We start from the raw sequence: 26256 nt of genomic DNA on the forward strand, positions 1-26256 counted from the left end.
TGAAGGGAGGGTGACAGATTTTCAGGATTACTCGTTGCCCGGATTGAAGTCGTCGCTCGGCGCGGGCTGCGCCGCCATGTCGGGGCGCGGGCCGTGCGGACGGCGGCGGCGGCGCGGAAAGCGCTCGCTCCGTTCGCCGCGTTCTGCGCCGCCATTATTGCCTTCATAGGCGCCGTTGACCTGTGGCTGCGCGCCGCCGGTGATGAACGAGGGCAGGCGATCGACGCCGCCGGCATCGGCCATCGCGGGCTGCGGCTGGTTCTGCGGTTGCGGCTGATATTGCGGCTGCGGACGATGTTCGCGCTCGCGGTGCTCACGCGGCTGCTGGTCACGCTCGCGATGCTCGCGCGGCTGCTGCTGCTCGCGCTGGTACGGCTGCTGGCCGTTGTCGCGCATGAAAGGTTGCTGCTGCTGCGGCACGAAGCCCGGCTCCTGGCCGAAGCTCGAATAGCCGTCGCTGTCGTCGTCGCCGTCTTCGGTCGGGGTGACCTCGGCGTCGGGGCGCGGCGGCTGCTGATTCTGCCGGAACTGCTCCTGCGCGGCCGCGATGATCCGGTAGTAGTGCTCGGCGTGCTGGTAGTAGTTTTCAGCGGCCACCGGATCGCCGGAGGAGCGCGCATCGCGCGCAAGCTGAACGTATTTCTCGGCCACGTGGGAGGCCGTGCCGCGGATCTTGATGTCGGGTCCGTTCGATTCGTACACCCGTGTCAGGGGATTCTGGCCGCGCCGGTTATTGTTGTTGTTATTGTTGTTGTTATTCCGGTTGCGCATCCGCTTGTTGTTCTGACCGTTTCTCATCTGTCGCCTTTTATTCCAGCCCTGAAGTTATTGCAGTCCACAGTCCGATTTCTCAGCAGTCCGATTTCTCAGAAGTCCGATTCCCAGAGTCCGATTCGGCGCGCGCCTAGGCACACGGAATCGCAATACCGTTCGAAGTGGTTTCGATGTCGCCGACCATCTCGTTCAGCAAAGTCGCGTGCAGCAAAGACGCGTTCCCCAACCGCCGGCAATCGCGCCAGCGACCAAATCATTCCGCCCGTTGAGACAGGCTCAGTTCTCGTGCGTAAGTCTTCAAGCGTAATAACAGGCTTTCGTTCGCTTGGCGGTCGAGAGCAGCACAGCTTCGGCTATTGCGCTCTATGTGACCTGCGTTCCTGGAACCTTTCGATCGGCGGGCTCTGCTGAACCCTGGTCATCACCCGTAACGGATTACGGGGCCAGCACCGATGTTGTGCCCGGAACGTAGTCGTTCCCGGGGGATAATCCAAGAGGTTTTTTTTCGTTCCAATAGGACTTTATCGGGGCAGCCGGCGGGCGGAAACGGCCCTCGGGACGCCCCCCAGATCGACTTTTGGCGGCCCCGTTGGGGATAACCCGGATGCCGTCATCAGCGCTTCAACGTCGCCGCTCTGACCCTGTCCGACTTCCACAATCAGAAATCCTCCTGAGGTCAAAAGACCCGCAGATTGCGAAATCAGCGCGCGGTAGGCGTCGAGCCCGTCGGCACCGCCGTCGAGCGCCGCGCGCGGATCATGCGCGCGCACCTCGATGTCGAGCCCGGCGATGTCGGCCGAGGGGATGTAGGGCGGGTTGGACACGATCAGCTCGAACGCGCCGGCCAGCCCGCTGCCGTAGTCGCACTCGATCCATGTCGTGCGATCGGCGAATCCGAGCGCGGCGGCGTTGCGCCTCGCGGTCTGCAGCGCCTCCGCCGAGATGTCGGTGGCGAAGCCATGCGCGTTCGGCAGTTCCGAGAGCAGCGCCAGCAGGATCGCGCCAGAACCGGTGCCGAGATCGGCGATCCGCAACGCGCGCTCGGCCATGCCGTCGGCGCGCAGCAGTTCGAGTGCGCGCTCGACCACCGTCTCGGTGTCCGGGCGCGGCACCAGCGTCGCGGCGGACAGGTACAGCGGCAGTCCCCAGAACTCCTTGACGCCGAGGATGCGCGCGATCGGTTCGCCGGCGAGGCGGCGCTGCGCGAGGTGCTCGAGGCGATCGGCTTCGTCCCTCGTCAGCGCGCGCTTCGCGCCCGTGATCATGCCGGTCAGATCGAGCCCCAGCACGGCGCCGACCAGCAGTCGCGCATCGAGCTCGGCGGCGTCGTGGCCGGCCGCCTTGAGGCGGGCGGCGAGGCTGCGCCTGATGCTCTCGACAGTCTGGCCATGTCCTGCGGGTTCGCTCATGGCGCGTTGTTAGCCGATGGTCGATGCGGCGTCGATATCACTTGCGCCCCGTGCGGCCGGCGCGCACGGTCAGAATCTGAACCTAGCGATCCGGAACGCGCGACCATGGCGGGCTATGACGACCAGAACATCTTCGCCAGGATCCTGCGCGGCGAGATCCCGAGCTTCAAGGTCTACGAGACCGACCGGACCTTTGCCTTTCTCGACATCATGCCGCGATCGCCGGGACATACCCTGGTGATTCCGAAGGCACCCGCGCGCGGCATCCTCGACATCGCCGAAGACGACCTCGCCGAGGTGGCGCGGTCGGCCAAGCGCATCGCCGTCGCCGCGATGAAGGCGTTTGCGGCCGACGGCATCATCATCCAGCAGTTCAGCGAGCCCGCCAGCGGCCAGGTGGTGTTTCACCTGCACATGCATGTGATGCCGGTGAAGGCCGGCGTCGCGCTGCTGCCGGCGCAGACCGTCAAGGCGGAGATGGATGTGCTCGCCGATCACGCCAGGCGGATGATCGCGGCGCTGCGTGGGTGAGCGGGTGGCCCGGTCCGACGCGGGAATGCCGTAATCCCTATCCCGAGAGGCCATGCGCAATATCGAGTTCGTCATTGCGAGGAGCTCGCGACAAAATTTGCAAAGCAATTTTGCGCTGTAGCGACGAAGCAATCCATCCATCCGCGCATGCGGACCGATGGATTGCTTCGCGGAGCCTGTCATCGGGCGCGCGTTCGCGCGACCCGTTGGCTCGCAATGACGGCGGAGAAAGTGACGCGCCCTAAACCCCGAGATAGCGCTGCAGGACATCGGGCTGCGCCTTGATCTCCTGCGCCGGCCCTTCATGGACGATGTGTCCGTTGTTGATGATGTAGATGCGCTGCGCCAGCGCGAGCGTCGCGGCGAGGTTCTGCTCCACCAGCACGATGGTCTGTCCGGCCTCGGCGAGGTCGCGGCACGCCTTCATCAGGTCGCGCACGATCACCGGCGCCAGGCCCTCGAACGGCTCGTCGAGCAGGATGATCTTGGGATCGCGCACAAGGGCGCGCGCGATCGCCAGCATCTGCTGCTCGCCGCCGGACAGGTCGGTGCCGCGATTGCTCCGCCGCTCGCGGAGCCGCGGGAACATCTCGTAGATGCGGTCGAGCGGCCAGCGCTGCGAGGCGGTCAGGCCGGCGATCACAAGGTTCTCCTCGACGCTCAGGCTGCCGAAGATACGGCGCTCCTCATGGACCAGCTGCATGCCGGCCTGCGCGATCTTGTGACTCTTCCGGCCGGAAATCTCGACGCCGTCGAACATCACCGAGCCGCGGCGCGGGGTCACGACGCCCATCAGGCTCTTCAGCGTCGTGCTCTTGCCGGCGCCGTTACGCCCGAGCAGCGCCACCACCTCGTTGCGCTCGACGCGCATCGAGACGTTGAACAGGATGTGGGAATCCCCGTAATAGCTGTTCAGTCCGTTGACCTCGAGCAGGCTCATGCGGCGAGCACTCCATGCACGCCGCCAAGATAGGCTTCCTGGACGGTCGAGTTGGTCTTGATCTCTTCCGGCGTTCCCTCGACCAGCACGCGGCCCTCCTGCAGCACGGTGACGCGCTCGGCGAGCTCGAACAGCGCATCCATGTCGTGATCGATGATGATCATGGTGCGGCCCTGGCTGATCGACTTCAGCAGCTTGACGGTCTCGACGCGTTCGCGCGGGCTCATGCCGGCGAGCGGCTCGTCCAGCAGCAACAGGCTCGGCGACGTCGCCAGCGCCAGCCCGATCTCCAGCCGCCGCTTCTCACCATAGGCGAGCTCGGACACCGGCGTATCGGGCCTCGAGGTCAGATTGACCAGCTCGAGCGTCTGCTGCACGCGCTCGGTCAGGCCGGGGATGCTGTCGATGCTGCGGAACAGGTCGAGCTTGAACTTGCCGCGCAGCGCCGACAGCGCCGCGATCACCAGATTCTCGCGCACTGTCAACCCGGCGAACAGCTGGTTGACCTGGTAGCTCTTGGTCAGGCCGAGCTGACAGACGTCGGTGACGTTCATGCCGGTGATGTCGCGGCCCTCGAACAGGATGGTGCCCGACGTCGGATGCACCTCGCAGGTCAGCATCTTGAAGAAGGTCGACTTGCCGGCGCCGTTCGGGCCGATGATGCCGCGCAGCTCACCGTGATTGACCGTGAAGTCGATGTCGCTGTTGGCGAGCAGGCCGCCATAGCGCTTGGTCAGGCCCCTGGCCTGGAGGATCGGTCCGGACGGACTGCCGCCGGCACGAGCCGCCACCGGCTTCGGCGCGGCGGGCGCCGTGGCGTGCCGCTCGCTTGCCACGGCGACGACCTCGGGTGCGCTCTCCTCCGGCTCCTTGGCGCCGCGCTGTCCGGTCAGGAGGCGGTAGAGATCGGCGAGGCCGCCGATGATGCCGCGGCGCAGGAAGCACACCAGCAGCACGAACACGATGCCGAGCACGAGCTTCCAGGCCGCGCCGAGCCCGAGCGCCGCCTGCAGGAAGTCCTGCAGCGACAGCCACACCGCGGCGCCGACCAGCGGCCCGAACAGCGTGCCGCGGCCGCCGATCGCGGTCTGCATCACGAGCTGCCCCGAGGTGTCGAAGGTGAACGCGTCGGGCGGCATGAAGGCCTGCAGCACGCCGAGCAGCCCGCCGGCAAAGCCGGCATAGGCGGCGGCGATCACGAAGGCGGTCAGCTTGTAGCCGTGGATGTTGTGGCCGACCGCGGTCGCCCGCAGCGGGTTGTCGCGGATCGCGCTGAACACGGCACCGACCGGCGAGCGCACGATGCGCAGCGCGATCACGATGCCGATGAAGTAGCACAGCGCCAGGAACTGATAGAGCGACCAGCCGGTGGTGAAGTGCAGCGTGGTGAAGCCGAGATTGAAGCTCGGGGTCGGCACGCCCGGCAGCCCGTTCTCGCCGCCGGTGAAGTCCGACAGCGGATTGAACTCGACGAAGAAGAACACCTCGGCGATCGCCACCGTGATCATCGCAAAATAGATGCCGGTGCGGCGCAGCGCGATCAGGCCGATCAGATAGCCGGTGGCGGCGGCCGCGATCATCCCGATGACGAGCGCGAGCACGACGTACGGAAAGCCGGCGCGCGTCAGCAGATAGGCCGCGACGAAGCCGCCGGTTCCGTAAAAGGCCGACTGGCCGAACGACAGCAGGCCGGTGAAGCCGAACAGGATGTCGAAGCCGAGGCCGAACAGGCCCCAGACCAGGATCCGGTTCACCGTGTTGGGCGCGAAGCCGAGCCACGGCAGCACGAAGGGCGCGACGATCAGTCCGGCGGCGGTCAGGAATTCGATCAGGTATGGGCGCTGTTTAAGCATCTAAATATCCGTCGTCATTCGCGGCCCTGCGTGCCGAGCAGGCCATGCGGTCTGAGCACCAGCACGAGCGTCATCGCCGCGAACAGCATGACGTAGGCGTAACCGGGGTTGAACATCGAGGTGATGCTGATGATCTCGCCGGCGATCAGCCCGCCGAGGATGGCGCCGGGAAACGAGCCGACGCCGCCGATCACCACCACCACGAAAGTCTCGACCAGGATATCGTCGCCGACACCCGGCGTCAGCGACACCACCGGCGCATTGATGATGCCGGCGAAGCCTGCGGCCATTGCGCCGATGCCGAACACGATCATGAAGACGCGGTAGACGTTGATGCCGAGCGAATCGACCATCACCGAATCCTCGATGCCGGCGCGCACGATCATGCCGAGCCGGGTGCGGTACAGGATCAGGAACAGCGCGCCGAGCGCGACCGCGACGATGCCGACCACCGCAAGCCGGTAGGTCGGGTAGAACAGGAAGCCGAGCGAGGTGATGCCCTGCAGCAGCGCCGGCGGCGGCACCACCTGCGACTGGCTGGTGAAGATCAGCCGCACGATCTCGACGAAGCAGATGCCGAGGCCGAACGTGACCAGCAGCTGGTCCTCATGCGGGCGGTGGTAGAAGTGGCGGATAATGATCCGCTCCATCGCAATCCCGAGCACCATCACGAACAGCGAGCCCGCGATCACGGCGAGAATGAACGAGCCGGTGTAGGAATAGGCCACATATCCGGCGTAGCCGCCGATCATGAACATGGCGCCGTGGGCGAGGTTGAGCACCCCGAGCGTGCCGTAGATGATCGTCAGTCCGGAGCTGATCAGCGCCAGCAGCGCGCCGAGCGCCAGCCCGTTGAAAAGTTGCGAGACGAAATTTGGCCAGTTGATCATGGCGCGCGTTCACTCAGCCGTATACCTGGCCCGGTCGATGGAGGATGCGTTCCGAGAAAAGCGGCGCCGCGGGCCGGGTCGCCCCGCCCACGGCGCCGAGTCTTCCCACGTTAATCAGGTGTAGTCGCCGAGATGGCAGCCGAACGCATCCGGCTTCTGCATCAGACCGTCGCCGGGGACGATCTCGACCACCTCGTAATAGTCCTCCTTGTTCTTCATCTCCTTTTCCATCTTGCCGCGGACGATGACGACGGGGCGGACGCACTGGTGATCCTCGGGGCGATAGTGGACGTCGCCGACCAGCGAGGGCAGCGTCTCGCCCTTCTCATAGGCCTTGATGACGTCGGGCGGGTAGAAGCTGCCGGCTTCCTCGACCATGCGGGCCCAGTGCGCGAAACTGACATAGGCGTTCTCTGCGCCCCATTCCGGCTTGTATCCGTACTTCTTCTCGAAGGCCTCGTTGAACATCTTGGCCAGCGGATATTTGTCCTCGATGGTCCACCAATAGTCGGTCGCGGCGTAGACGCCCTGCATCAGGCCGCCGGTCTCGCGGGCGATGAACGGCACCTGGTAGGGCACCACGAGCTTCATCTTGTCGAGCACGCCGAACTGCTTGGCCTGCTGCGTCGACAGCACGGCATCGTGACCCCAGTTGACGTTGATCAGCACGTCGGCGCCGGAGTTCGCGACGTTGAGCAGATAGGACGAATAGTCCGGCGCGCCGAGCGGCGAGATCTGGTTGGTGACGGTGGTCCAGCCCGCCTGGGCGAGGTAGTCCTGCATCGACTTGGTGACGGTGTGGCCGTAGGTGTAGTCAGGCGTCAGGTAGGCGGCCTTCTTGTTCTTGCCGAACTGCTTGATCAGCACCGGCGCGATCGCCGCCGCGGCGGTCTGGCCGAAGAAGTTCTGGCGGAAGCCGTAGCGCACGCAATCCTTGCCAGTGGTGTCGTTCGAGCCGGAAATGCCGCAGACGAAGATCACCTTCTCGCGCTGCGCCAGCTTGTTCAGCGCCACCGCGACCGCGCTCGACGTGCCGCCGGTGATCATCACCGCCTTGTTCTCGGAGATGAAGCGCTGCTGCGCCTGCACGGCCTCGTTCGGCTTCGCCGCGGAATCCGCGACGCCGAACTTCAGCTTCTTGCCGAGCACGCCCTTGCTGGTCTTCGGCGAGATCTTCTTGATCAGCTCGTGGCCGCTGTTGATGTGCTCGATCGCGAGCTGATAGCCCTTGAGCTCATCCTCGCCCTGCACCGCATAGGTGCCGGTGCGCGGGACCGAGATGCCGATGAACGCCGAAGAGCCCGACGTGCCCGCGGGATAGGTTCCGATCGCCGGGTGGTCCTCGGCGAAGGCCCGCGATGCGATCGAGGCCGGCAGCACGCTGCCGCCGATCAGGCCCGCGCCGGCTTGCAGCAAAGTGCGGCGCGAAACGTTCGGGGTTCTGCCCGGCCGAAAATCCTTGGTGCTCATCGCTCAGTATCCTCCAATTATATTGATTGTTGGCGCGCATGCTCACTCGTCGCCGGATCGGATCGATCGGCGGCACGATGCGCCGGCTGCGATGGAGCAGCCTGTCACGGCTACAATTCCCCACCGGCATATTTAGTCAATGTCACCTTTCGTCGAATCATATCGGCCTACGATAGAAATAATATCGTTCTACGATGTATCGAGGGTTTACCGACCGGGTGCGGGTCCTGTAAGTGAGGGGGCGATGATCCAGGAGCCTTCAAGTCGCACCGGAAATGCCGGAGAGCACGCCGTGTCCGAGCACGGTGCCGCCGGGCAATCGGGCAGCCTGAGCATTCGCGCGATCAACGTCCTGAAGGAACTGGCGGTCGAGCTGCTCGACGAAGTGCCGCCGAAGGTGGGCTGGACGCCGCCGGACGATCTGCTGCGGCTGCTCACCGCGCGCCATCTCGCGACGGCGCGGAATTGCGGACGGCAAACCATGCGCGAGATCATCGCTTGGGCCGAGACGCGCGGAATAACGATCCCGTCTCCGCATCACACCGGCAAGTCGTTGTCGGAGGTCTGGGGCGATCTGGTCGCGCGTGCCTCGGCCGGGCATCTCACCAAGAGCGAGATCACCGAGGCGCTGGAGAAATCCATTCGCCGCAGGAGCCCGCGGATTCCGGTCGCCTTCCAGATCGTGCTGCTGAAAATATTGAGCTCGACCTACGATCACTGGCCGCAGCCCTGAGCTTGCCGGCCCTGCCGCTCGATCGTCAAACCGTTGAAACATGAGTGGAAGGGCGACCGGTAGTATGGTGCGTTCGGCGCGGGCTTGATAGCGTTGCACGGCGTCTGCCGTCCGGCGGAGCGAGCCAGCAGCAGGACGATCGAATGCCGCAACCAAAGCAACGACGAGCGCCAGCCGGCGCAACGAAACGCAAGGCGCTGGCCGCGACGGTGGACTACCGGGCGCTGGCGCAGTTTCGCTACGAGTTGCGCAGGTTTCTTGCATTCAGCGAGGAGGGCGCCCGGAAGGCCGGAATGACGCCGCGGCAGCATCAGGCGCTGCTCGGCATCAAGGGTTTCGTCGATCCCGGTCCGCCGACCGTCGGCGACATCGCCCGGTTCCTGCTGATACGGCATCACTCCGCCGTCGAACTGATGAACCGCATGGCAAAGCTCGGACTGGTCAGCCGGCTTGCCGATCCGGACGACGCGAGGCGGGTTCAGCTCAAGCTAACGGCAAAGGGAGAGCAGAAGCTCCAGGCGGTCTCGAAGAAGAACATCGAGGAGCTGCGCCGCGTCGCGAGCCCGGCGTTGCGCCGCTTGCTGAAGTCCTCGCCGTCTTCCGGCGAATGAGTGATGCATCCGCCGGCGCAAGCGGCGGCGCGCGTCAGGCGGCTGCGCCCTGCGCGGCGAGCTGTGCCGCCTGGTGCTCGGTGGTCAGCGCATCGATCAATTCGCCGAGCGCTTCGCCCGCGATCACCTGCGGCAGCTTGTAGAGCGTCAGATTGATGCGGTGGTCGGTGACGCGTCCCTGCGGAAAATTATAGGTGCGGATGCGCTCCGAGCGGTCGCCGGAGCCGACCTTCTCCTTGCGGTCGGCGGAGCGCGCCGCCTCGACGCGCTGGCGCTCGGCATCGTAGATGCGCGAGCGCAGGATGTTCATCGCCGACGCCCGGTTCTTGTGCTGCGAGCGGCTGTCCTGCATCATCACCACGATGCCGGTCGGCAGATGGGTGATGCGGATCGCCGATTCGGTCTTGTTGACGTGCTGGCCGCCGGCGCCGCCCGCGCGCATGGTCTCGATCCTCAAGTCCGTGTCCTTGATATCGACGTCGACGTCCTCGACCTCCGGCAGCACGGCGACCGTGGCGGCCGAGGTGTGGATGCGGCCCTGCGTCTCGGTGTCGGGCACGCGCTGCACGCGGTGCACGCCGGATTCGAATTTCAGCTTGGCGAACGCGCCGCGGCCCTGCACCTCGGCGATGATTTCCTTGTAGCCGCCGACGGTGCCTTCGCTCGCCGAGATCACCTCGACCTTCCAGCCCTGCAAGGACGCGAAGCGCTCATACATCCGGAACAGGTCGCCGGCGAACAGCGAGGCCTCGTCGCCGCCGGTGCCGGCGCGGATTTCCAGCATCACGTTGCGGTCGTCCATTGCATCCTTCGGCAACAGCGCGATCCGGATCTGCTGCTCGAGCTCGCCGAGCCGCGCCTGCAGCGTTTCCAGCTCGGCTTCCGCCATGCTGCGCATTTCGGCGTCGGTCCCGGCGTCCGCCAGCATCGCCTCGGTATCGGCGAGTTCACTACGCGCAGAACGATAGAGCTTCACTGCATCGATCAGCGGGTTGAGCTCGGCGAGCTCGCGCGTGATCTGCACATAGCGCTCGGACTTGACCTCGCCGAGCAGCTCGGCCTCGAGCGAGGCATGATGGGCGAGCAGGACGTCGAGTTTGGCTTCGGGTAGCATGGCGGTATCTCGAATTGCGGAAGGTACGGAAGGGCGGCAGCGGCGACGGCAGCGTCGCTACAAGGCCAGCCCCTCGGTTTCCGCAAACTTCGTCAGCGCCGCGCGGATCGAGACGCTGCCGACCGGCGCGTCCAGCAGCGGATTGATCATCGCTTCGGCCTTCTTGGCATCGAGGTCAAGGATCAACGCCTTGACCGGGCCGTGCGCGGTTGCCGACAATGAAAGCGAACGGTAGCCGATGGCGATCAGCGCCAGCGCGCCGATCGGCTTCGACGCCATCTCGCCGCACAGCGAGGCGGCCTTCTTCGCCGCCTTGGCCTTGCGCACGATATCGCGCAGCGCGCGCAGGATCGGCGCCGACAAAATGTCGAAGCGTTCGGAGACCTTGGCATTGCCGCGGTCGACCGCAAACAGGAACTGGAACAGATCGTTGGAGCCGACCGAGACGAAGTCGACCTTCTTCAGCAGCTCGTCGAGCTGGTAGAGCAGCGCCGGCACCTCGACCATGGTGCCGATATCGATCCGCTCGGGCAGCGAATGGCCGTGCTGGCGCAGATAGGTCAGCTCGCGCTCGACGATCGCCTTGGCCTGGTCGAACTCGGTGATGTCCGAGATCATCGGGAACATGATCTTCAGCGCGCGGCCGCCGCCAGCACGCAGCAGCGCGCGGATCTGGCCGCGCAAAAGGCCGGGACGGTCGAGGCCGAGCCGGATCGCGCGCCAGCCGAGCGCGGGATTTTCCTCGATCACGGTCTCCATATAGGGCAGCGCCTTGTCGCCGCCGATGTCGAGCGTGCGGAAGGTGACGGGCTTTGAGCCCGCGGCGTCGAGCACGGTGCGGTACAGCGCGAGCTGGTCGCTCGAGCGCGGCAGGTTCGGGCTCACCATGAATTGCAATTCGGTGCGGAACAGGCCGATGCCGGCGCTGCCGGTGTCGTCGATATGCGGCAGGTCGATGGTCAGGCCGGCATTGATCAAAAGCTCGATCGGCTGGCCGTCCTTGGTCACGCAGGCCTTGTCGCGCAGCGCCGAATATTGCGCCTGCCGGCGCGCCCGGAACCGGACGCGCTCGGCATAGGCGGATTCGATCTCGGTCGAGGGGCGGACATAGATCTCGCCGGAAATGCCGTCGACGATGATGGCATCGCCCGGATCGGCGATGCCGGGCGCGTTCGGCACCTCGCCGACCGCGGGAATGCCCAGCGCGCGCGCCACGATCGAGACGTGGGAATTCGCGGTGCCTTCCTCCAGCACCAGGCCGCGCAGCCGCTTGCGGTCATAGTCGAGCAGGGCCGCCGGACCCATCGCGCGGGCGATCAGGATGGCGTTGTCGGGCAATTGCTCGCGCGACGGCGCATGGTCCTGGCCGACCAGCTGCCGCATCAGGCGATGGCCGAGATCCTCGAGGTCGTGCAGGCGGTCGCGCAGATAGGGATCGGTCGAGCGCAGCATGCGCGCGCGGGTGTCGGACTGCACGCGTTCGACGGCCGCTTCCGCGGTGAGGCCGGTGGCGACCGCCTCATGCAGCTTGTGCGACCAGCCCTGGTCGTTGGCGAACATGCGGTAGGCTTCCAGCACCTCGCGGTGCTCGCCGCCGTCGGCGACGTCGCCGCGCTCCAGCATGCGGTCGAGATCGGCGCGCAAATTGGCGAGCGCAGTGTCGAGCCGTTTGATCTCCTTCGGCAGATCCTCGGCGATGTAGTTGGTGATCACCACGCGCGGCTCGTGCAGCACGACATGGCCGAGCGCGATGCCGTCGGAGAGCACCGCGCCGGTCTTGTGCAGCGAGTGCCGTGCGGCGGGCTCGGCGCCAGGCTGCGCCAGCGCGGCAAGCTCGCCGGAGGCGATCATCTCCGCCAGCACCATGGCGGTGGTCTGCAGCGCCTCGACTTCTTCCTCGACATAGGTGCGCTTGGCGCGGTTCTGCACCACGAGCACGCCGAGCGTGTTGCCGGCGCGCAGGATCGGCACGCCGAGGAACGAGTGGTAGGCCTCTTCGCCGGTCTCCGGGCGGTAGGCGAAGGCGGGATGGCTTTGCGCGTCGGACAGATTGAGCGGCGTCGCCTCGCTGGCGACGAGGCCGACCAGGCCTTCATGCGCACTCATCACGGTGCGGTGGACGGCGTCGCGGTTCAGACCTTCGGTGGCGTAGAGCTCGAGGGTGTTGTCGATGCGCAGCACGTAGCACGAGCAGACCTCGGCCACCATGTTGGCCGCGATCAGCACCACGATCTTGTCGAGCCGCTCCTGGGCGGAGACTTGCTCCGCCATGGTCTCGCGGAGCCGTCTCAACAGGATGCGGGGGCCTCCCGACGCGCTCCGCATGTGTTTCAGTCCCTCCCCGCGAAGCCAGCGCACCGGTGCGGCCGGCCGCTGGCGCAAAACTCGTCAAAAACAACAATTTTAGTCATTCGGTGTCGCCGCTCGCCAGTTCCCGCCGATTCGCGATCACCGAAACTGTGCCACAGTTTGCGACAGCCTACCTGACTGGCCGTATAGCCAATCGAGGCTTGCTTTGCCAAGCAAAACGCCTGCCAGTAGCAAATAACGTCTGCGTCAGCCCAATGCTGCGCCCGCTAAGAGAAATTCTAACTCCGGGGCGGGGCTGGGGGACACGGCCAGTGCTCGGTCTCGTCGTTCCGGGGCGTCGCGAAGCGGCGAACCCGGAAACTCGAGATTCCGGGTTCGATGCTGTCGCATCGCCCCGGAATTGACAGCGGAGCGAGCCCCCGCCCCTGCCGGTCGCGCCTACGCCTGATCCAGCCCGTACAGCGTGTGCAGCGTGCGGACCGCGAGCTCGGTATAGGCGGCGTCGATCAGGACCGAGAACTTGATCTCGGAGGTGGTGATGGCGCGGATGTTGATGTTTCGGTCGGCCAGCGCCTTGAACGCCTTGGCCGCGACGCCGGCATGGCTGCGCATGCCGCTGCCGATCACCGAGACCTTGGCGACGTCGGTCGCGGTGTCGAGGCGGGCGTAGCCGATCTTGGCCTTGGCGGCGGTAATCGTGTCCTTGGCGCGGTTATAGTCGCCGGCCGGAACGGTGAAGGTGAGGTCGGTGGTCTTGCCGTCCTCGGACACGTTCTGCACGATCATGTCGACATTGATGTTGGCATCCGCGAGCGGCCCGAAGATCGCGGCGGCGACGCCGGGCTTGTCCTCGATCTGGCGCACGGAAATCTGGGCTTCGTCCTTGGAGAAGGCGATGCCGGTGACGACGTGCATTTCCATGATTTCCTCCTCGCTGCAGATCAGCGTGCCCGGCGGCTGGTTGGCGTGCGGGTCGATATCCTCTGGCTTGTCGAAGCTGGAGCGCACGAAGATCGGCATGTTGTGCACCATGCCGAGTTCCACCGAGCGAACCTGCAGCACCTTGGCGCCCTGCGAGGCCAGTTCCAGCATGTCCTCGAAGGCGATCTTGTCGAGCCGGCGCGCCTTCGGCACCACGCGGGGATCGGTGGTGTAGACGCCGTCGACGTCGGTGTAGATGTCGCAGCGGTCGGCGCGCAGCGCGGCGGCGATCGCTACCGCCGAGGTGTCCGAGCCGCCGCGGCCGAGCGTGGTGATGCGGCCGGTGTCGGGATTGATGCCCTGGAAGCCGGCGATCACGGCGACTTCCTTGCGTTCCTTGAAGCGGGTGATGATCTCGGTGCCGTCGATATCGACGATGCGCGCCGAGGCATGCGCGTCCGAGGTCTTGATCGGGATCTGCCAGCCCTGCCAGGAGCGCGCCTGGATGCCGATGCCCTGCAGCACGATCGCGAGCAGGCCCGAAGTGACCTGTTCGCCGGAGGCGACCACCGCGTCATATTCGCGCGCGTCGTGCATCGGCGAGGCATCGGTGCACCAGGCCACCAGCTCATTGGTCTTGCCGGACATCGCGGAGACGACGACGGCGACCTCGTGGCCCGCGTCGACCTCGCGCTTCACATGCTGCGCGACGTTGCGGATACGATCGATATTGGCGACGGACGTACCGCCGAATTTCATCACGAGGCGGCCCATGACGACGCGTCTATTCCTTTAAGAGGATAAGTAGGTTAACCCACGCCGAAAACCGCAAGCGCGGGGACCGAAACGCGCGTATACATAGCGCCGCGCCCGGGGGCAAGCCGGTAGGTAGGGGGCCCTCGAGTGTCTTTTGGGGGTGTTTTGACCGGTTGCGGGCGGGTTGTGGCGCACGGGTAACACGGGGCAACTCGAAGGCGGATTGGATGGGACGTTATATCGACGAGATCCTGCAGCCTGGCGAGAAGGTGCTGTATTCCACCAATGCGCACTGGATGTTCTATCTGCCGGCGATCGGGGCCTGGATCGTGGTGCTGGCGCTCTTGATCCTGTCGCGGATGACGACGGTCGACGGCCTCGTGATGGCCTGCTTTGCGGCCGCCGCCGTGGTCGCGGTCGCGGCGCTGTACTGGACCGCCGCGGCCTGGTTCCACCGCTGGACCACCGAAACCGACGTCACCAATTTCCGCGTGGTGCACAAGAGCGGCTTCATCAAGCGGCGCACCTTCGAGATGAGCCTCGACAAGGTCGAGAGCGTCGACGTCAACCAGAGCATCATGGGGCGCCTGCTCAATTATGGCGACGTCACCATCCGCGGCGTCGGCGAGGGCATCGAGACCATCAGGACCATCGCCGCGCCGCTGTCGTTCCGCAATTCGATCACCGCGCGATAGGGGCGCGCGCAATCATGGCCACGCAATCAACTCTTTCCGGTTCCTCCGCCAGTTCCTCCGCCAATGCCTCCGCCAGCTCGGTCGATCCGGCCGAGGTCGCGAAATTCTCGAAACTGTCGGATGAATGGTGGGATCCGCGCGGCAAGATGGCGCCGCTGCACAAGATCAACCCGCTGCGCCTGACCTATATCCGCGACGCCGCCTGCCGCAAGTTCGAGCGCAACGCCAAGAGCCTCAGCTGCCTGTCCGGCCTGCGCCTGCTCGACATCGGCTGCGGCGCCGGCCTGTTGTGCGAGCCGTTCACGCGGTTAGGGGCCCAGGTGATCGGGATCGATCCGTCCGCCACCAACATCGCCGCGGCGAAGCTGCACGCCGACAAGGGCCATCTGTCGATCGACTACCGCTGCACCACGGTGGAGGAGATGGACGCCCGCGAGCGCTTCGACATCGTGCTGGCGATGGAGGTGGTCGAGCACGTCAACGACGTCGGCGCCTTCATCAAGCGCTGCGCGGTCATGCTCAAGCCCGGCGGGCTGATGGTGGTCTCGACCCTGAACCGCAACTGGAAAAGTTTTGCGCTGGCGATCGTCGGCGCCGAATACGTGCTGCGCTGGCTGCCGCGCGGCACCCATGAGTGGAGCAAGTTCGTCACCCCCGCCGAGCTCGAGCGCTATCTCGGCGACGTCAACCTCACCGTCACCGAACAGGCCGGCGTGGTCTACAACCCGCTCGCCGACAAATGGACCGTGTCGACCGACATGGACGTGAACTACATGGTGGTGGCGGAAGAGGTGTGAGTTGAGTGTCACGGCCTCGGCCACACAATAGGTGTCGTCCCTGCGAACACAGAATGCGTAGCCCGGATGGAGCGTAGCGTAATCCGGGACTGCTTCGTCCGCGGATGAGCTGGCCCCGGATTGCGCTTCGCTTCATCCGGGCTACGGAAGTTTGTGGACATCGCGCAGGCCTGTCATGCGCCCACTCGGTTGACCGCATGCGTTACGCCGGGCACGCTGGGCGTGTACTCCCGCCGGCATGCTTTCCTTATCCCCCATGTTCACGATCGCCTCGCTCTGGATTCCCTTCACCATCGTCGCTGCGTTCGGGCAGGTGGCGCGCAATGCGATGCAGCGGCATCTGACCGGGCCGCTCGGGACCTGGGGCGCCACCAATATCCGTTTCCTGTTCGGCCTGCCGTTCTCGGTGGTGTTCTTCGCGCTGGCGGTGCTGCTGACCGGCGATCGCGTGCCGTGGCCGGCGGCGGCGTTCTGGCCGTGGCTGGTGACCGGCGCGCTCAGCCAGATCGTCGGCACCGGCTTCATGCTGCTGGCGATGAACGACCGCTCCTTCGTGGTCACCACGGCCTACATGAAGACCGAGGCGATCCAGACCGCGATCTTCGGCTTCATCTTCCTCGGCGACCATCTCACCACGACCAAGGTGATCGCGATCGTGATCGCGACCATCGGCGTCGTCATCACCGCGCTGCGGCCCGGCGGGCAGAAGAGCTTTGCCGACCTGCGCCCGACCGTGCTCGGCCTCGGCGCCGCCGCGGTGTTCGCGATCTCGGCGGTGAGCTTTCGCGGCGCGATCATCGCGGTGCCCTCAGTCTCATTTGTCACGGCGGCCTCCTACACGCTGATGTGGAGCCTCCTCGTGCAGACGCTGATCCTGTCGGTCTATCTGTTGCTGCGCGCGCCCGACGTGCTGAGGTCGATCCTCAAGCTGTGGCGGCCCTCGATGTTCGCGGGCTTCATGGGCGCGTTCTCATCGCAATTCTGGTTCCTGGCGTTCGCGCTCACCGCCGCCGCCAATGTGCGCACGCTGGCGCTGATCGAGGTGCTGTTCGCGCAGGGCGTGGCGTATTTCTCGCTCAAGCAGCCGTTCTCGCTGCGCGAGGTGTTCGGCATCGTCCTGATCGTGATCGGCGTCGCGCTCTTGATTGCCGCGTAATTACCCCTTCACCGCGATCAGCACCGCGCCCGCGGAGATCAGCGCGATCCCGATCCAGCCATAGGCCGAGGGGCGCTCGCCGAGGAAGACGGCGCCGAACAGCGCCACCAGCACGACGCTGAGCTTGTCGATCGGCGCGACGAGCGTGGCCGGTCCGAGCTTGAGCGCGCGGAAATAGCAGATCCATGATGCGCCGGTGCCGAGCCCGGACAACAGCAGGAACAGCCAGCTCTTGCCCGAGATCGGGCCGGACTGGGTGAACTGTCCGGTCGCGAACAGGATGGCCGACAGCGTGATCAGCACGACCACGGTGCGGATCAGGGTGGCGAGATCGGAGTTGATGCCCTCGACGCCGACCTTGGCGAAGATTGCGGTCAGCGCGGCGAAGACGGCGGAAAGAAACGCCCAGACCTGCCAGGAGGAGAATGAGTCGGGAGTCATGCTCTTCCCAGATTGTCATTCCGGGGCGTGCGCAGCACCGAACCCGGAATCTCGAGGTTGCGGCGCGAGATTCCGGGTTCACGCTTCGCGTGCCCCGGAATGACGCTGCGCGTCAATTCCGGTCTTCCGGCAGCGTCGGCAGCGGCGAGACCTCGACGCCTTCGTCGATCAGCGCGCGGGCCTCTTCGGGCGAGGCTTCGCCGTAGATCGGCCGGTGCTCGATATCGCCGTAATGCATCTTGCGCGCTTCGTTCGGGAAGCGGTCGCCGACATTGTCGGCGTTCTTCACGATGTGGTCGCGCAGCTCCTTCAGCTTGCTGCGCAGCTCGCGCTCCTGCGCCATCATCAGCGACGTCGATTCATTGCCAGTCGCCTCGACGGGCGCGGCCGGCGCCGGCTGGGCCGGTTCGCGGCCCTTCTTGCTGACGACCTGCGGCGCCATGATCGCGCGCTCGATCTTGCTCGAGCCGCACGACGGGCAATCGATCAGGTGACGCCGCTCCTGCGATTCATAGGCCGCGGAGCTCTGGAACCAGCTCTCGAACTGGTGGCCGCGCTCGCAGCGCAGCGTGTAGCGGATCATGCCGAACCCCGGACGAGGTGCAGATGCTCCGGGCCGGCCTTGGGGTCGGCAATGCCGAAACGCCTGCCATGCTGCAACGAGGGAATGGTCTTGCGCGCAGTCTCGACCTTGGCGGGGTCGATCTCGGCCAGGAACACGCCCGGCTCGACGCCGCCCTCGGCGAGGATCTCGCCCCAGGGGTCGATGATCAGCGAATGCCCGAAGGTCTCGCGCTTGTTCTCATGCAGGCCGGCCTGCGCCGCTGCGAACACGAAGCAGCCGGTCTCGATGGCGCGGGCGCGCAGCAGCGTGTGCCAATGCGCTTCGCCGGTCTTGCGGGTGAAGGCGGACGGCACGGTGAGGAACGATGCGCCGGCTTCGGCCAGCGCGCGGTACAGCGCCGGGAAGCGCACGTCGTAGCAGATCGTGAGTCCGATTCGGCCCCAGGGTAGGTCGGAGATCACGGCGGTCTCGCCGGGCTGATAATTGGCCGATTCGCGATAGCTTTCGCCGCCCGGCAGATCGATATCGAACATATGGATCTTGTCGTAGCTCGCGAGCAGATTGCCCTCGGGCCCGATCAGGAACGAACGGTTGACCGCCTTCTCCGGCGAGTAGCGCAGCGCCAGCGAGCCGATATGCAGGTGGATCTTCAGTTCGGCGGCCAGCGCGCGATACGCCTTGAGCGACTGGTCGTCCTCTTCGCTCGCCAAATGCTCGAACAGCGCCTTGCGGTTGAGCTGCATCATGTTGCTGACCTCAGGGGTCAGCACGTACTTGGCACCCTGCGCCGCCGCCTCGCGGATCAGCCGCGTGCCCTGCTCGAGGCTCGGCTCCGGCAGCAATCCGGTGCGCATCTGCACCATGGCGGCGGTGAAAATGTTCTCCGTCATCAGGCGCCGCCTCCGTTGCTGAGCAGGCCGTCGAGCTTGCCCTCGCGGTCGAGCGCGTAGAGCTCGTCGCAGCCGCCGACATGGGTCTTGCCGATGAAGATCTGCGGGAAGGTCGAGCCGGCACCGGCGCGGCCATACATCTCGTCGCGATAGGCCGGGTTGCTGGCGACGCTCAATTCGGTGAACGCGGCGTTCTTGCGCGTCAAAAGCGATTTGGCCGCGCTGCAATAACCGCAGCCCGGGCGGGTGTAGATTTCAATGGCAGCGGTCATGGTGCGCTCGGTTGAACCAGAATGTCAGATTATATGGGAGCGCGGTGGGTATCGACAACCCGGGCAAACACCAGCACGTCGACCTGCGCGGCTTTGGCGCGGAGCAGCGCCCGTGCGCAGGCGTCCACTGTCGCGCCCGAGGTCAGGACGTCGTCGATCAGGATCACGCGGCGGCCCTGGACGTCAGCCTTGCGTTCATCGGCGACCCCGAATGCGCCCTGGACATTGCTGGCGCGATCCTTGCGTGACAGCCCGATCTGCTGCTCGGTGGCGCGGATGCGCCGCAGCGCTTCGGCAGTCATTTTGACGCCGCTCTGGAGCGCGATCACCTTGGCGAGCGCCCCGGACTGGTTGTAGCGCCGGCTCCAGCCGCGCCGCCAGTGCAGAGGAACCGGAACCAGCAGATCGGCGTCGTGGAGCAATTCCTTCCCCGCCCGCGCCATCCAGCGACCCATTGTGGGCGCCAGATCGGTGCGATCCTGGTATTTCAATGCGTGCACCAGCGTGCGCGCGACATCGTCATAGCGCACCGCGGCGCGGGCTCTGCTGTAGGCCGGCGGATTGGCGATCGCCTCCATCGACAGCAGCTCGGGGCCGGGATCGTAGACGAAGGGAATCCCGAGCCGCGGGCAGAACGGCGGCGCGATGAACGACAATCTGGCCCAGCAGGTCGCGCACACCCCCTCGCCATCGACTGGCTCACGGCACGAAACGCATAGCGTCGGCAGCGCGATATCGAGCGCCAGCCGCGCGGTGCGCAGCCACGCGCTCCCGATCGCGCCGAGCGCGCGGTGGACGTGACCGGTAATGGAGCGTGTCGGTGATGCCTCGGCGTCCATGGCGGGCGAGGCTAGCGTTTGATCAATGCAGGCTCAAGGCACATTGCCTGCGGCGGCGGTCCGGCGTAACCAGCCGGCATGACACCGAACCCGCCGACCGCCCCCATCCTGTTCGATCGCGCCTTGCTCGGCGCGCGGCTGGCGCGCGCGCGGCGCGAGGGCGCGGCGACATTCCTGCTCGAGCGTGCCAGCGAAGACATGGCGGACCGCTTGCTGGCGGTGTCACGCAGCTTTTCGGCGGCTGCCGATGTCTGGACGCCGGGCAACGGGCTCGCGGACGCCCTGCATGGGCGTGTCGCCGCGGTCGATGCGATCGGATTCAGTGAGGCGGAAGCGCTCGGACTGGCGCCGGAGTCGCGCGATCTCGTGGTCTCCGCGCTCGCCTTCCAGTTCGTCAACGACCTACCGGGCGTGCTGGCGCAGATCCGCCGGGGGCTGAAGCCGGACGGGCTATTGCTTGCGGCGATGCTCGGCGGCGATACGCTGACCGAGCTGCGGCAGAGCTTTGCCGCGGCGGAGGCCGAGTGCGAGGGCGGGGCCTCGCCGCGCGTCGCGCCGTTCGCCGATCTGCGCGATATCGGCGCGCTGCTGCAGCGGGCGGGATTCGCGCTGCCGGTGACCGACGTCGACCGCGTCGTGGTGCGCTATGCCAGCGCCTTCGCGCTGATGGCCGATCTCAGGCGCATGGGCGCCACCAATGTGCTGCGCGAGCGCCGGCACACCTTGACCCGCCGCGCCACCATGCTGCGCATGGCGCAGATCTACGGCGAGCGTTTCGCCGATCCCGACGGCCGCATCCGCGCCACCTTCGACATCGTCTGGCTGTCCGGCTGGGCGCCGCATGAAGGCCAGCCGAAGCCGCTCAAGCCCGGCTCGGCGAAAGCGAGCTTGGAGGCGGCGGTGAAGGGGACGAAGCGTTAGGGACGCACGATGCAAGGACTCCCTCTCCCGCTTGCGGGGGAGGGTTGGGGTGGGGTCTCTCCACGAGTCGTATCGCGGAAATGGCCCCCACCCGGATCGCATCTGCGATGCGATCCGGCCTCCCCCGCAAGCGGGAGAGGCCGACCGAGCCAGCGGATAAGTCGCGTTCATATGCGATTGCCCTGCCCTTGCGGGGAAGGCGAGGGGGCGCTTACGCGATTTCGGAATAATGGAATTATGCCGGTGAGTTGCCCGACGTGTCAAGTCGCCTGGTCGGACGCCGGCCACCGCCACCTGCTTTGCATGGGGTTGTTTTCGATATTTTGGTAGCGCGCCTCCCCGCGAGCGGAAGAGGCGAAGAAGATCACAGCAACAGATCGATCAGATGCGGCAGCAGCGGGATGTCCGCGGGCGGCATCGGGTAGTCGCGTAGCTTGCTTGCGCGGACCCAGGCGAGGTTCTGGCCCTCGCGCGCCACCGCGATGCCCTCCCAGCGCCGGCAGATGTAGAGCGGCATCAGCAGATGGAAGGTCTCGTAGGCATGGCTGGCGAAGGTCAGCGGCGCGAGGCACGGCTCGCTCACGGTGATGCCGATCTCCTCGTGCAGTTCGCGGATCAGGGTCTGCTCCGGCCGCTCGCCGGGCTCGATCTTGCCGCCGGGGAATTCCCACAGGCCGGCCAGCGCCTTGCCCTCGGGGCGCTGCGCCAGCAGCACGCGCTTGTCGGCATCGACAAGCGCGCAGGCGACGACGAGGGTCAGCTTGATGTCAGCCATGCGGCGGGGGATTCCTTCCAGTCTGCAAGCTTTCATTAACCAGCAACGCGCTGTCAGCCAAACGATTTATGCCCGCGCGGCTTTCCGCGATCGCGATAAGCCGGCCTTAATTCGTATCCGGCAGGGTGAAGGTTCTCATCTATCTGCCCATCATATTCTTTGCCGACATAACCCATGAGCACCTTGATCCGGACCATCAGCCGTTTCCGTCGCGATCGCTCCGGCAACATCGCAATGACCTTTGGCCTCGCTGTGCTGCCGCTCGTCGTCGCAGTCGGATGCGCGGTCGACTATTCCCGCGCCAACCAGATCCGCAGCAAGCTGATATCGGCCGCCGACGCCGCGAGCGTCGGATCGATCGCCAAGGCGTCGCCCGGCTTCATCGCCGCCGGCGCCATGACCTCGGACGGCGAGATCCAGGCGGGCGAAGCCGATGCAACCAAGATCTTCAACGGCAACATCTTGAACCAGAACGGCTTCACGCTGACCAGCGTGACGCCGACCATGACCAAGAACGGCGGCGTCATCACCTCGACGGTCAAGTTCACCGCCGATGTCCCGACCATGTTCCTCGGCGTGATCGGACAAAGCAAGATGACGGTGACCGGCGCGTCGACCTCGACCGCGAACATGCCGCTCTATATCGATTTCTATCTCCTGCTCGACAACTCGCCGTCGATGGGGGTTGCGGCGACGCCCGCTGACGTGACCAAGATGGTCAACAACACGTCCGACAAGTGCGCCTTCGCCTGTCACGACTACAACGACGCCGACAACTACTACAATCTCGCCAAGACGCTCGGCGTGACGACGCGGATCGACGTGCTGCGCAGCGCGACCCAGCAATTGATGGACACGGCCGCGAACACTGCGACCTATGCCAGCCAGTACCGGATGGCGATCTACGATTTCGGCGCCTCGTCGAAGACGATCGGCCTGCGCGCGCTGTTCTCGCTGTCGACCAGCCTGTCGAGCGCCAAGACCGCGGCCGGCAACATCGACCTGATGGGCGTCTACGGCAACAACGATACCTACACCGCCGACAAGGACAGCCAGTTCTCGACGGTGCTTCCGGCCATCAGCAACGCGATCAGCGCGCCGGGCCCGGGCACGGCGGCAGCGCCGATGAAATACCTGTTCTTCGTATCCGACGGCGTGGCCGACGAGCCGAATTCAAGCTGCCTGAAGCCGATCAGCGGCGGCAATCGCTGCCAGTCGCCGATCAATCCGGCGCTGTGCACGGCGATCAAGAACCGCGGCATCAAGATTGCGGTGCTCTACACGACTTACCTGCAGCTACCGACCAACAGCTGGTACATGACCTGGATCGATCCGTTCAACCAGGGCCCGTTCGGCCCGTCGCCGAACAGCCAGATCGCGCAGAACATGCAGGCCTGCGCGTCGCCGGGCTTCTATTTCGAGGTCAGCCCGACGCAAGGCATCGCCGACGCGATGAACGCGCTGTTCAAGAAGGCCGTCGCCGACGCGCGGATCAGCAGCTAGCGAAGCGCACACGCTCTATCACCGTCACCCTGAAGAGGCCGCAAAGCGGCCGTCTCGAAGGGTCGACGGCCCGATTTTCTCCGCGCGGCGCTATCGGGCCGTGCATCCTTCGAGACGCGCTACGCGCTCCTCAGGATGACGGGACTCACGCCGTCATTGCGAGCCAACGGGTCGCGCGAACGCGCGCCCGATGACAGGCTCCGCGAAGCAATCCATCTGTCCGCATGCATGGACGGATGGATTGCTTCGTCGCTTCGCTCCTCGCAATGACGGCGGTGATTGGGAAAGCGATTACGACCTGTAGTCGCCGTTGATCGCGACGTATTCCTTGGTGAGGTCGCAGGTCAGCACGCGGTCTTTGGCCTTGCCGAGGCCGAGCGCGACCTTGATCTGGATCTTCGGCGCCTTCATCGCCTCCGACACCTCTTTCTCGTTGTAGGACGGATCGCGCGCGCCGCTCTTGGCGACGCGGATGCCGTTGAAGGAGATCGAGAGCTTGTCGCGGTTGGCGGGCTCGCCGGCCTTGCCGACCGCCATCACCACGCGGCCCCAATTGGCGTCCTCGCCGGCGATCGCGGTCTTCACCAGCGGCGAATTGGCGATCGACATCGCGATTCTGCGTGCCGACGGTTTGGTGGTGGCGCCCTCGACCACGACCTCGACCAGCTTGCGCGCGCCTTCGCCGTCGCGCGCCACCTGCTCGGACAGATCAGCGAGGATCTGCTGGAACGCCTTGGTGAAGGCCTTCAGCCGCGGGTCGCCGGCGCGCGAGATCTTCGGCGCGCCGTTGGCAGCGGCGGCGCCGGTCGCGAAGGCGAGCAGCGTGTCCGAGGTCGAGGTATCGCCGTCGATGGTCAGCGCATTGAAGGTGTCCTCGACGCCGGCCTTGAGCAGCGATTGCAGCACCGAGGCCGACAGCGGCGCGTCGGTGAAGACGAACGACAGCATGGTCGCCATGTCCGGCATGATCATGCCGGCGCCCTTGGCCATGCCGTTGATCGTCACCTTGGCCTTGCCGAGCTTGACGGTCGCGGTGGCGACCTTCGGAAAGGTGTCGGTGGTCATGATCGCCTTCGCCGCGTCCATCCAGAGATCGGGGGTCGCGGTCTCGGCGAGCTGCGCCAGCACGCCGTCGAACTTGGTGGCGTCGAGCGGCTCGCCGATCACGCCGGTGGAGGCGAGGAACACGTCCGACGTCGAGCAGCCGACCGCCTTCGCCGCGATCTGCGCGGTCAGCGCGGTGGACGCCTTGCCGGTCTTGCCGGTGAAGGCGTTGGCGTTGCCGGAATTGACCACCAGCGCGCGCGCGGCGCCGCCCTTCAGCTTGGCGCGGCACCATTCGACTGGCGCCGACGGGCACTTCGACTTGGTGAAGACGCCGGCCACCGCGGTGCCCTTGTCGAGCAGTGCGAGCAGCACGTCGGTGCGCCCCTTGTAGCGGATGCCGGCGGCAGCGGTCGCAAGCCGCACACCCGCGATCACGGGCATCTCGGGAACGTCGGGCGGGGCGAGGGGGGAGACGGCGGTGGACATCGGCAAGCTTCCGGCTACGGGGAGGGAAGCGCTCCATAACATCTCGCCGCAAGAAGCGGGAGAGGGCTGCGATGCGAACGCGCTGTCATGAATCGTTCAAGGAAGCAGCAGGGCGACGAATGCGTAGCCCGGATGGAGCGCAGCGCAATCCGGGACGAGTCCCTCCGCGGCAACAGACCCCGGATTTCGCTGCGCTTCATCCGGGCTACGAGGAGGCTGCAAAAAAGCAAAATGGCCGGGACATGCCCGGCCATCGCGCAGTGAAGCTATTGACGTCGCGAAGCTTACTTCTTCGCCGGCGCCATCTTGTTGTCGGCCGGCTTCGGCGCGTCCTTGGCGGCATCCGCCGGCGCGGCCGCATCGGCCGGCTTGTCCATGCGCTCGACCTTGGCGGCCTCGCGCAGCTTGGCGACATAATCGGCCTGGGCCTTGCGGGTCACATAGGTCTCGATCTGGGCCTTCACCTGCTCGAAGTCGGGCGCCTTGCGGTTGCGCTTTTCCTCGACCTTGATGATGTGCCAGCCGAACTGCGACTTGACCGGATCGGAGATCTTGCCCGGCTCGAGCGAGAAGGCGACCGCGGAGAATTCCGGCACCATCTGCTCCTTGGTGAAGAAGCCGAGGTCGCCGCCGTCGGAGGCGCCGGGGTCCTTGGACTTCTTCTTGGCGAGCTCGCCGAAGTCGGCGCCCTTGTCGAGCTCGGCCTTGATCGCCTTGGCCTCGTCCTCGGTCTCGACCAGGATGTGGCGGGCGCGCACCTCCTGCTCGCCGGTGATCTGCTTGGCGGCCTCCTCATAGACCTTCTTCATGGCGTCGTCGGTGGTCGCGGCCTTGCCCTCGCTGGCAAGCAGGCTGTCCATCAACAGGCGGTTGCGGGTGAAGGCGAGCCGCTTCTTGAAGTCGTCATTGTTCTCGATCTTCTTGTCCTCGGCGGCCTTGGACACGATCTTCATGTCGATCAGGAAGGACAGCACGTTGTCCTTGCGGGTCGAGGGGTCCATCTGCTGCAGGCTCGGGCCGAGTTCCTCCTCGGCGAGCGCCACGTCGCTGGCGTGGATCTCCGAGCCGTTGACCTTCGCCAGCACCGGGTCGGATTCCGCGGCCCGGACCGGGAGGCCGGCAGCCAGCACTGCGACAAGACAGCCCGTCGCGGCCAGGGTGGCGAGGCCGAGGCGCAGGCCGGTTTTGGTTTCCGGGGGCGAGGTGGTCATGCAAAATCCTTGTCTCAAAGGGGGGAAGCTCGAGCGGGGCGGACACTCGCCCAATCGTGTTACATTGGCAACGCGAAAGTCTTGTCAAAATGATGAATTCCTTGACATCTTGCCAGCGTTGACAACCCCCCGACCGGGCCATATCTCTGGCCAACCGCGTCAGCGGCGAGAGCGCTTATTTTGCTGCGTTTTTCGCCGTTGAACCCAGGATGGCCTGTTTCCCACTCAATTGGCGGAGGAGCCCCCGGGCCGGGGCTCGAACCGTAGCGCGTCACGGTGAGTTGATAGGCGATCCGGCGGACCATCTCAGGCTGTAATCCAAGACTGAATTCCAAGTTGAATTCCA

At 65.7% G+C, this 26256-nt stretch carries 25 protein-coding genes; 8 read left to right on the forward strand and 17 right to left on the reverse strand.

Going from position 1 to position 26256, the window contains the following annotated elements; translation table 11 throughout:
- Positions 1 to 27: 27 nt before the first annotated feature.
- Positions 28 to 798 carry a DUF4167 domain-containing protein gene (locus tag J2R78_RS18490; protein ID WP_253606028.1) on the reverse strand — a complete coding sequence of 257 codons (771 nt, stop codon included), beginning with the start codon at positions 796 to 798 and terminating at the stop codon, positions 28 to 30.
- A gap of 497 nt (positions 799 to 1295) precedes the next feature.
- On the reverse strand, positions 1296 to 2183 hold the full coding sequence (gene prmC / locus J2R78_RS18495; protein WP_253606029.1) for a peptide chain release factor N(5)-glutamine methyltransferase: 888 nt from the start codon (positions 2181 to 2183) through the stop codon (positions 1296 to 1298).
- A gap of 105 nt (positions 2184 to 2288) precedes the next feature.
- Between prmC and J2R78_RS18500 the strand changes: the two genes are divergently transcribed.
- Positions 2289 to 2714 (forward strand): HIT family protein, encoded by a 426-nt coding sequence (locus tag J2R78_RS18500; RefSeq protein WP_253606030.1) that lies wholly within the window; start codon positions 2289 to 2291, stop codon positions 2712 to 2714.
- 241 nt (positions 2715 to 2955) lie between these two features.
- Here the strand turns inward: J2R78_RS18500 and J2R78_RS18505 are convergent, their stop codons facing one another.
- The 4 genes from J2R78_RS18505 to J2R78_RS18520 form a co-directional block, all read right to left on the reverse strand.
- A complete protein-coding gene (locus tag J2R78_RS18505; RefSeq protein ID WP_253606032.1) occupies positions 2956 to 3654 on the reverse strand; it encodes an ABC transporter ATP-binding protein in 699 nt (232 codons plus the stop codon).
- Positions 3651 to 5507 (reverse strand): ATP-binding cassette domain-containing protein, encoded by a 1857-nt coding sequence (locus tag J2R78_RS18510; protein ID WP_253606033.1) that lies wholly within the window; start codon positions 5505 to 5507, stop codon positions 3651 to 3653. Before J2R78_RS18510 ends, J2R78_RS18505 begins: the two co-directional genes overlap by 4 nt.
- A gap of 14 nt (positions 5508 to 5521) precedes the next feature.
- Complete coding sequence (locus J2R78_RS18515) at positions 5522 to 6397, reverse strand: branched-chain amino acid ABC transporter permease (protein ID WP_092083102.1); 876 nt, start codon at positions 6395 to 6397, stop codon at positions 5522 to 5524.
- Positions 6398 to 6511: 114 nt separating this feature from the next.
- Positions 6512 to 7867, reverse strand: coding sequence for a substrate-binding protein (locus J2R78_RS18520; protein ID WP_253606035.1), 1356 nt, complete (start codon positions 7865 to 7867; stop codon positions 6512 to 6514).
- A 292-nt stretch (positions 7868 to 8159) separates the two neighbouring features.
- Between J2R78_RS18520 and J2R78_RS18525 the strand changes: the two genes are divergently transcribed.
- Positions 8160 to 8600: a hypothetical protein gene (locus J2R78_RS18525; RefSeq protein ID WP_253606037.1), complete on the forward strand. Its 441-nt coding sequence runs from the start codon at positions 8160 to 8162 to the stop codon at positions 8598 to 8600.
- A 143-nt stretch (positions 8601 to 8743) separates the two neighbouring features.
- Positions 8744 to 9211, forward strand: a complete 468-nt coding sequence (locus J2R78_RS18530) for a MarR family winged helix-turn-helix transcriptional regulator (RefSeq protein WP_253606046.1) — start codon at positions 8744 to 8746, stop codon at positions 9209 to 9211.
- Positions 9212 to 9245: 34 nt separating this feature from the next.
- Here the strand turns inward: J2R78_RS18530 and prfA are convergent, their stop codons facing one another.
- The 3 genes from prfA to J2R78_RS18545 form a co-directional block, all read right to left on the reverse strand.
- Positions 9246 to 10325, reverse strand: a complete 1080-nt coding sequence (prfA, locus tag J2R78_RS18535) for a peptide chain release factor 1 (protein WP_018269196.1) — start codon at positions 10323 to 10325, stop codon at positions 9246 to 9248.
- A gap of 57 nt (positions 10326 to 10382) precedes the next feature.
- Positions 10383 to 12650 (reverse strand): phosphoenolpyruvate--protein phosphotransferase, encoded by a 2268-nt coding sequence (ptsP, locus tag J2R78_RS18540; RefSeq protein WP_253606047.1) that lies wholly within the window; start codon positions 12648 to 12650, stop codon positions 10383 to 10385.
- A gap of 423 nt (positions 12651 to 13073) precedes the next feature.
- Entirely contained in the window at positions 13074 to 14330 is a 1257-nt protein-coding gene (locus J2R78_RS18545; RefSeq protein WP_253606048.1) for an aspartate kinase, read from the reverse strand.
- A 209-nt stretch (positions 14331 to 14539) separates the two neighbouring features.
- Between J2R78_RS18545 and J2R78_RS18550 the strand changes: the two genes are divergently transcribed.
- The 3 genes from J2R78_RS18550 to J2R78_RS18560 all read left to right on the forward strand — a co-directional run bounded on the left by J2R78_RS18550 (position 14540) and on the right by J2R78_RS18560 (position 16960).
- A complete protein-coding gene (locus J2R78_RS18550; RefSeq protein ID WP_057015559.1) occupies positions 14540 to 15007 on the forward strand; it encodes a PH domain-containing protein in 468 nt (155 codons plus the stop codon).
- A gap of 14 nt (positions 15008 to 15021) precedes the next feature.
- Complete coding sequence (gene ubiG / locus J2R78_RS18555) at positions 15022 to 15804, forward strand: bifunctional 2-polyprenyl-6-hydroxyphenol methylase/3-demethylubiquinol 3-O-methyltransferase UbiG (protein WP_225647091.1); 783 nt, start codon at positions 15022 to 15024, stop codon at positions 15802 to 15804.
- A 256-nt stretch (positions 15805 to 16060) separates the two neighbouring features.
- Positions 16061 to 16960: a DMT family transporter gene (locus J2R78_RS18560; RefSeq protein ID WP_092083108.1), complete on the forward strand. Its 900-nt coding sequence runs from the start codon at positions 16061 to 16063 to the stop codon at positions 16958 to 16960.
- On the opposite strand, the gene J2R78_RS18565 is transcribed toward J2R78_RS18560, so the two are convergent.
- The 5 genes from J2R78_RS18565 to J2R78_RS18585 form a co-directional block, all read right to left on the reverse strand.
- The gene (locus J2R78_RS18565) at positions 16961 to 17401 is read right to left on the reverse strand and encodes an EamA family transporter (RefSeq protein ID WP_253606049.1); all 441 of its coding nucleotides are present in this window, start codon (positions 17399 to 17401) and stop codon (positions 16961 to 16963) included.
- Positions 17402 to 17513: 112 nt separating this feature from the next.
- Positions 17514 to 17984 carry a DUF1178 family protein gene (locus J2R78_RS18570; RefSeq protein WP_092083110.1) on the reverse strand — a complete coding sequence of 157 codons (471 nt, stop codon included), beginning with the start codon at positions 17982 to 17984 and terminating at the stop codon, positions 17514 to 17516.
- A complete protein-coding gene (locus tag J2R78_RS18575; protein ID WP_057015555.1) occupies positions 17981 to 18856 on the reverse strand; it encodes a carbon-nitrogen hydrolase family protein in 876 nt (291 codons plus the stop codon). Before J2R78_RS18575 ends, J2R78_RS18570 begins: the two co-directional genes overlap by 4 nt.
- Positions 18856 to 19128, reverse strand: coding sequence for a glutaredoxin 3 (grxC, locus tag J2R78_RS18580; protein ID WP_057015554.1), 273 nt, complete (start codon positions 19126 to 19128; stop codon positions 18856 to 18858). The genes J2R78_RS18575 and grxC overlap by 1 nt, the downstream gene beginning before the upstream one ends.
- A gap of 29 nt (positions 19129 to 19157) precedes the next feature.
- Entirely contained in the window at positions 19158 to 19967 is an 810-nt protein-coding gene (locus tag J2R78_RS18585) for a ComF family protein (RefSeq protein WP_253606051.1), read from the reverse strand.
- 78 nt (positions 19968 to 20045) lie between these two features.
- Between J2R78_RS18585 and J2R78_RS18590 the strand changes: the two genes are divergently transcribed.
- Complete coding sequence (locus J2R78_RS18590) at positions 20046 to 20888, forward strand: methyltransferase domain-containing protein (protein ID WP_253606052.1); 843 nt, start codon at positions 20046 to 20048, stop codon at positions 20886 to 20888.
- Positions 20889 to 21252: 364 nt separating this feature from the next.
- Here J2R78_RS18590 and J2R78_RS18595 read toward each other — a convergent pair whose 3' ends face one another.
- Positions 21253 to 21663, reverse strand: coding sequence for a (deoxy)nucleoside triphosphate pyrophosphohydrolase (locus J2R78_RS18595; RefSeq protein WP_028343243.1), 411 nt, complete (start codon positions 21661 to 21663; stop codon positions 21253 to 21255).
- 174 nt (positions 21664 to 21837) lie between these two features.
- Between J2R78_RS18595 and J2R78_RS18600 the strand changes: the two genes are divergently transcribed.
- On the forward strand, positions 21838 to 23166 hold the full coding sequence (locus J2R78_RS18600) for a TadE/TadG family type IV pilus assembly protein (protein WP_253606053.1): 1329 nt from the start codon (positions 21838 to 21840) through the stop codon (positions 23164 to 23166).
- A 291-nt stretch (positions 23167 to 23457) separates the two neighbouring features.
- On the opposite strand, the gene argJ is transcribed toward J2R78_RS18600, so the two are convergent.
- Together argJ and J2R78_RS18610 are read right to left on the reverse strand one after the other, a co-directional pair.
- Positions 23458 to 24699, reverse strand: a complete 1242-nt coding sequence (gene argJ, locus J2R78_RS18605) for a bifunctional glutamate N-acetyltransferase/amino-acid acetyltransferase ArgJ (protein WP_253606054.1) — start codon at positions 24697 to 24699, stop codon at positions 23458 to 23460.
- A 284-nt stretch (positions 24700 to 24983) separates the two neighbouring features.
- Positions 24984 to 25910 (reverse strand): peptidylprolyl isomerase, encoded by a 927-nt coding sequence (locus J2R78_RS18610; protein ID WP_028337312.1) that lies wholly within the window; start codon positions 25908 to 25910, stop codon positions 24984 to 24986.
- Positions 25911 to 26256 lie beyond the last annotated feature (346 nt).

Origin of the sequence: Bradyrhizobium sp. USDA 4538 (assembly GCF_024171045.1) — a bacterium.
Lineage (GTDB): Bacteria > Pseudomonadota > Alphaproteobacteria > Rhizobiales > Xanthobacteraceae > Bradyrhizobium > Bradyrhizobium australafricanum.

Excerpts from the sequence above, each read along its gene's own strand:
- J2R78_RS18490 (WP_253606028.1), bottom strand. The coding sequence starts at position 798 with ATGAGAAACGGTCAGAACAACAAGCGGATGCGCAACCGGAATAACAAC.
- prmC (WP_253606029.1), bottom strand. The coding sequence starts at position 2,183 with ATGAGCGAACCCGCAGGACATGGCCAGACTGTCGAGAGCATCAGGCGC.
- J2R78_RS18500 (WP_253606030.1), top strand. The coding sequence starts at position 2,289 with ATGGCGGGCTATGACGACCAGAACATCTTCGCCAGGATCCTGCGCGGC.
- J2R78_RS18505 (WP_253606032.1), bottom strand. The coding sequence starts at position 3,654 with ATGAGCCTGCTCGAGGTCAACGGACTGAACAGCTATTACGGGGATTCC.
- J2R78_RS18510 (WP_253606033.1), bottom strand. The coding sequence starts at position 5,507 with ATGCTTAAACAGCGCCCATACCTGATCGAATTCCTGACCGCCGCCGGA.
- J2R78_RS18515 (WP_092083102.1), bottom strand. The coding sequence starts at position 6,397 with ATGATCAACTGGCCAAATTTCGTCTCGCAACTTTTCAACGGGCTGGCG.
- J2R78_RS18520 (WP_253606035.1), bottom strand. The coding sequence starts at position 7,867 with ATGAGCACCAAGGATTTTCGGCCGGGCAGAACCCCGAACGTTTCGCGC.
- J2R78_RS18530 (WP_253606046.1), top strand. The coding sequence starts at position 8,744 with ATGCCGCAACCAAAGCAACGACGAGCGCCAGCCGGCGCAACGAAACGC.
- prfA (WP_018269196.1), bottom strand. The coding sequence starts at position 10,325 with ATGCTACCCGAAGCCAAACTCGACGTCCTGCTCGCCCATCATGCCTCG.
- ptsP (WP_253606047.1), bottom strand. The coding sequence starts at position 12,650 with ATGCGGAGCGCGTCGGGAGGCCCCCGCATCCTGTTGAGACGGCTCCGC.
- J2R78_RS18545 (WP_253606048.1), bottom strand. The coding sequence starts at position 14,330 with ATGGGCCGCCTCGTGATGAAATTCGGCGGTACGTCCGTCGCCAATATC.
- J2R78_RS18550 (WP_057015559.1), top strand. The coding sequence starts at position 14,540 with ATGGGACGTTATATCGACGAGATCCTGCAGCCTGGCGAGAAGGTGCTG.
- ubiG (WP_225647091.1), top strand. The coding sequence starts at position 15,022 with ATGGCCACGCAATCAACTCTTTCCGGTTCCTCCGCCAGTTCCTCCGCC.
- J2R78_RS18560 (WP_092083108.1), top strand. The coding sequence starts at position 16,061 with ATGTTCACGATCGCCTCGCTCTGGATTCCCTTCACCATCGTCGCTGCG.
- J2R78_RS18565 (WP_253606049.1), bottom strand. The coding sequence starts at position 17,401 with ATGACTCCCGACTCATTCTCCTCCTGGCAGGTCTGGGCGTTTCTTTCC.
- J2R78_RS18570 (WP_092083110.1), bottom strand. The coding sequence starts at position 17,984 with ATGATCCGCTACACGCTGCGCTGCGAGCGCGGCCACCAGTTCGAGAGC.
- J2R78_RS18575 (WP_057015555.1), bottom strand. The coding sequence starts at position 18,856 with ATGACGGAGAACATTTTCACCGCCGCCATGGTGCAGATGCGCACCGGA.
- grxC (WP_057015554.1), bottom strand. The coding sequence starts at position 19,128 with ATGACCGCTGCCATTGAAATCTACACCCGCCCGGGCTGCGGTTATTGC.
- J2R78_RS18585 (WP_253606051.1), bottom strand. The coding sequence starts at position 19,967 with ATGGACGCCGAGGCATCACCGACACGCTCCATTACCGGTCACGTCCAC.
- J2R78_RS18590 (WP_253606052.1), top strand. The coding sequence starts at position 20,046 with ATGACACCGAACCCGCCGACCGCCCCCATCCTGTTCGATCGCGCCTTG.
- J2R78_RS18595 (WP_028343243.1), bottom strand. The coding sequence starts at position 21,663 with ATGGCTGACATCAAGCTGACCCTCGTCGTCGCCTGCGCGCTTGTCGAT.
- J2R78_RS18600 (WP_253606053.1), top strand. The coding sequence starts at position 21,838 with ATGAGCACCTTGATCCGGACCATCAGCCGTTTCCGTCGCGATCGCTCC.
- argJ (WP_253606054.1), bottom strand. The coding sequence starts at position 24,699 with ATGTCCACCGCCGTCTCCCCCCTCGCCCCGCCCGACGTTCCCGAGATG.
- J2R78_RS18610 (WP_028337312.1), bottom strand. The coding sequence starts at position 25,910 with ATGACCACCTCGCCCCCGGAAACCAAAACCGGCCTGCGCCTCGGCCTC.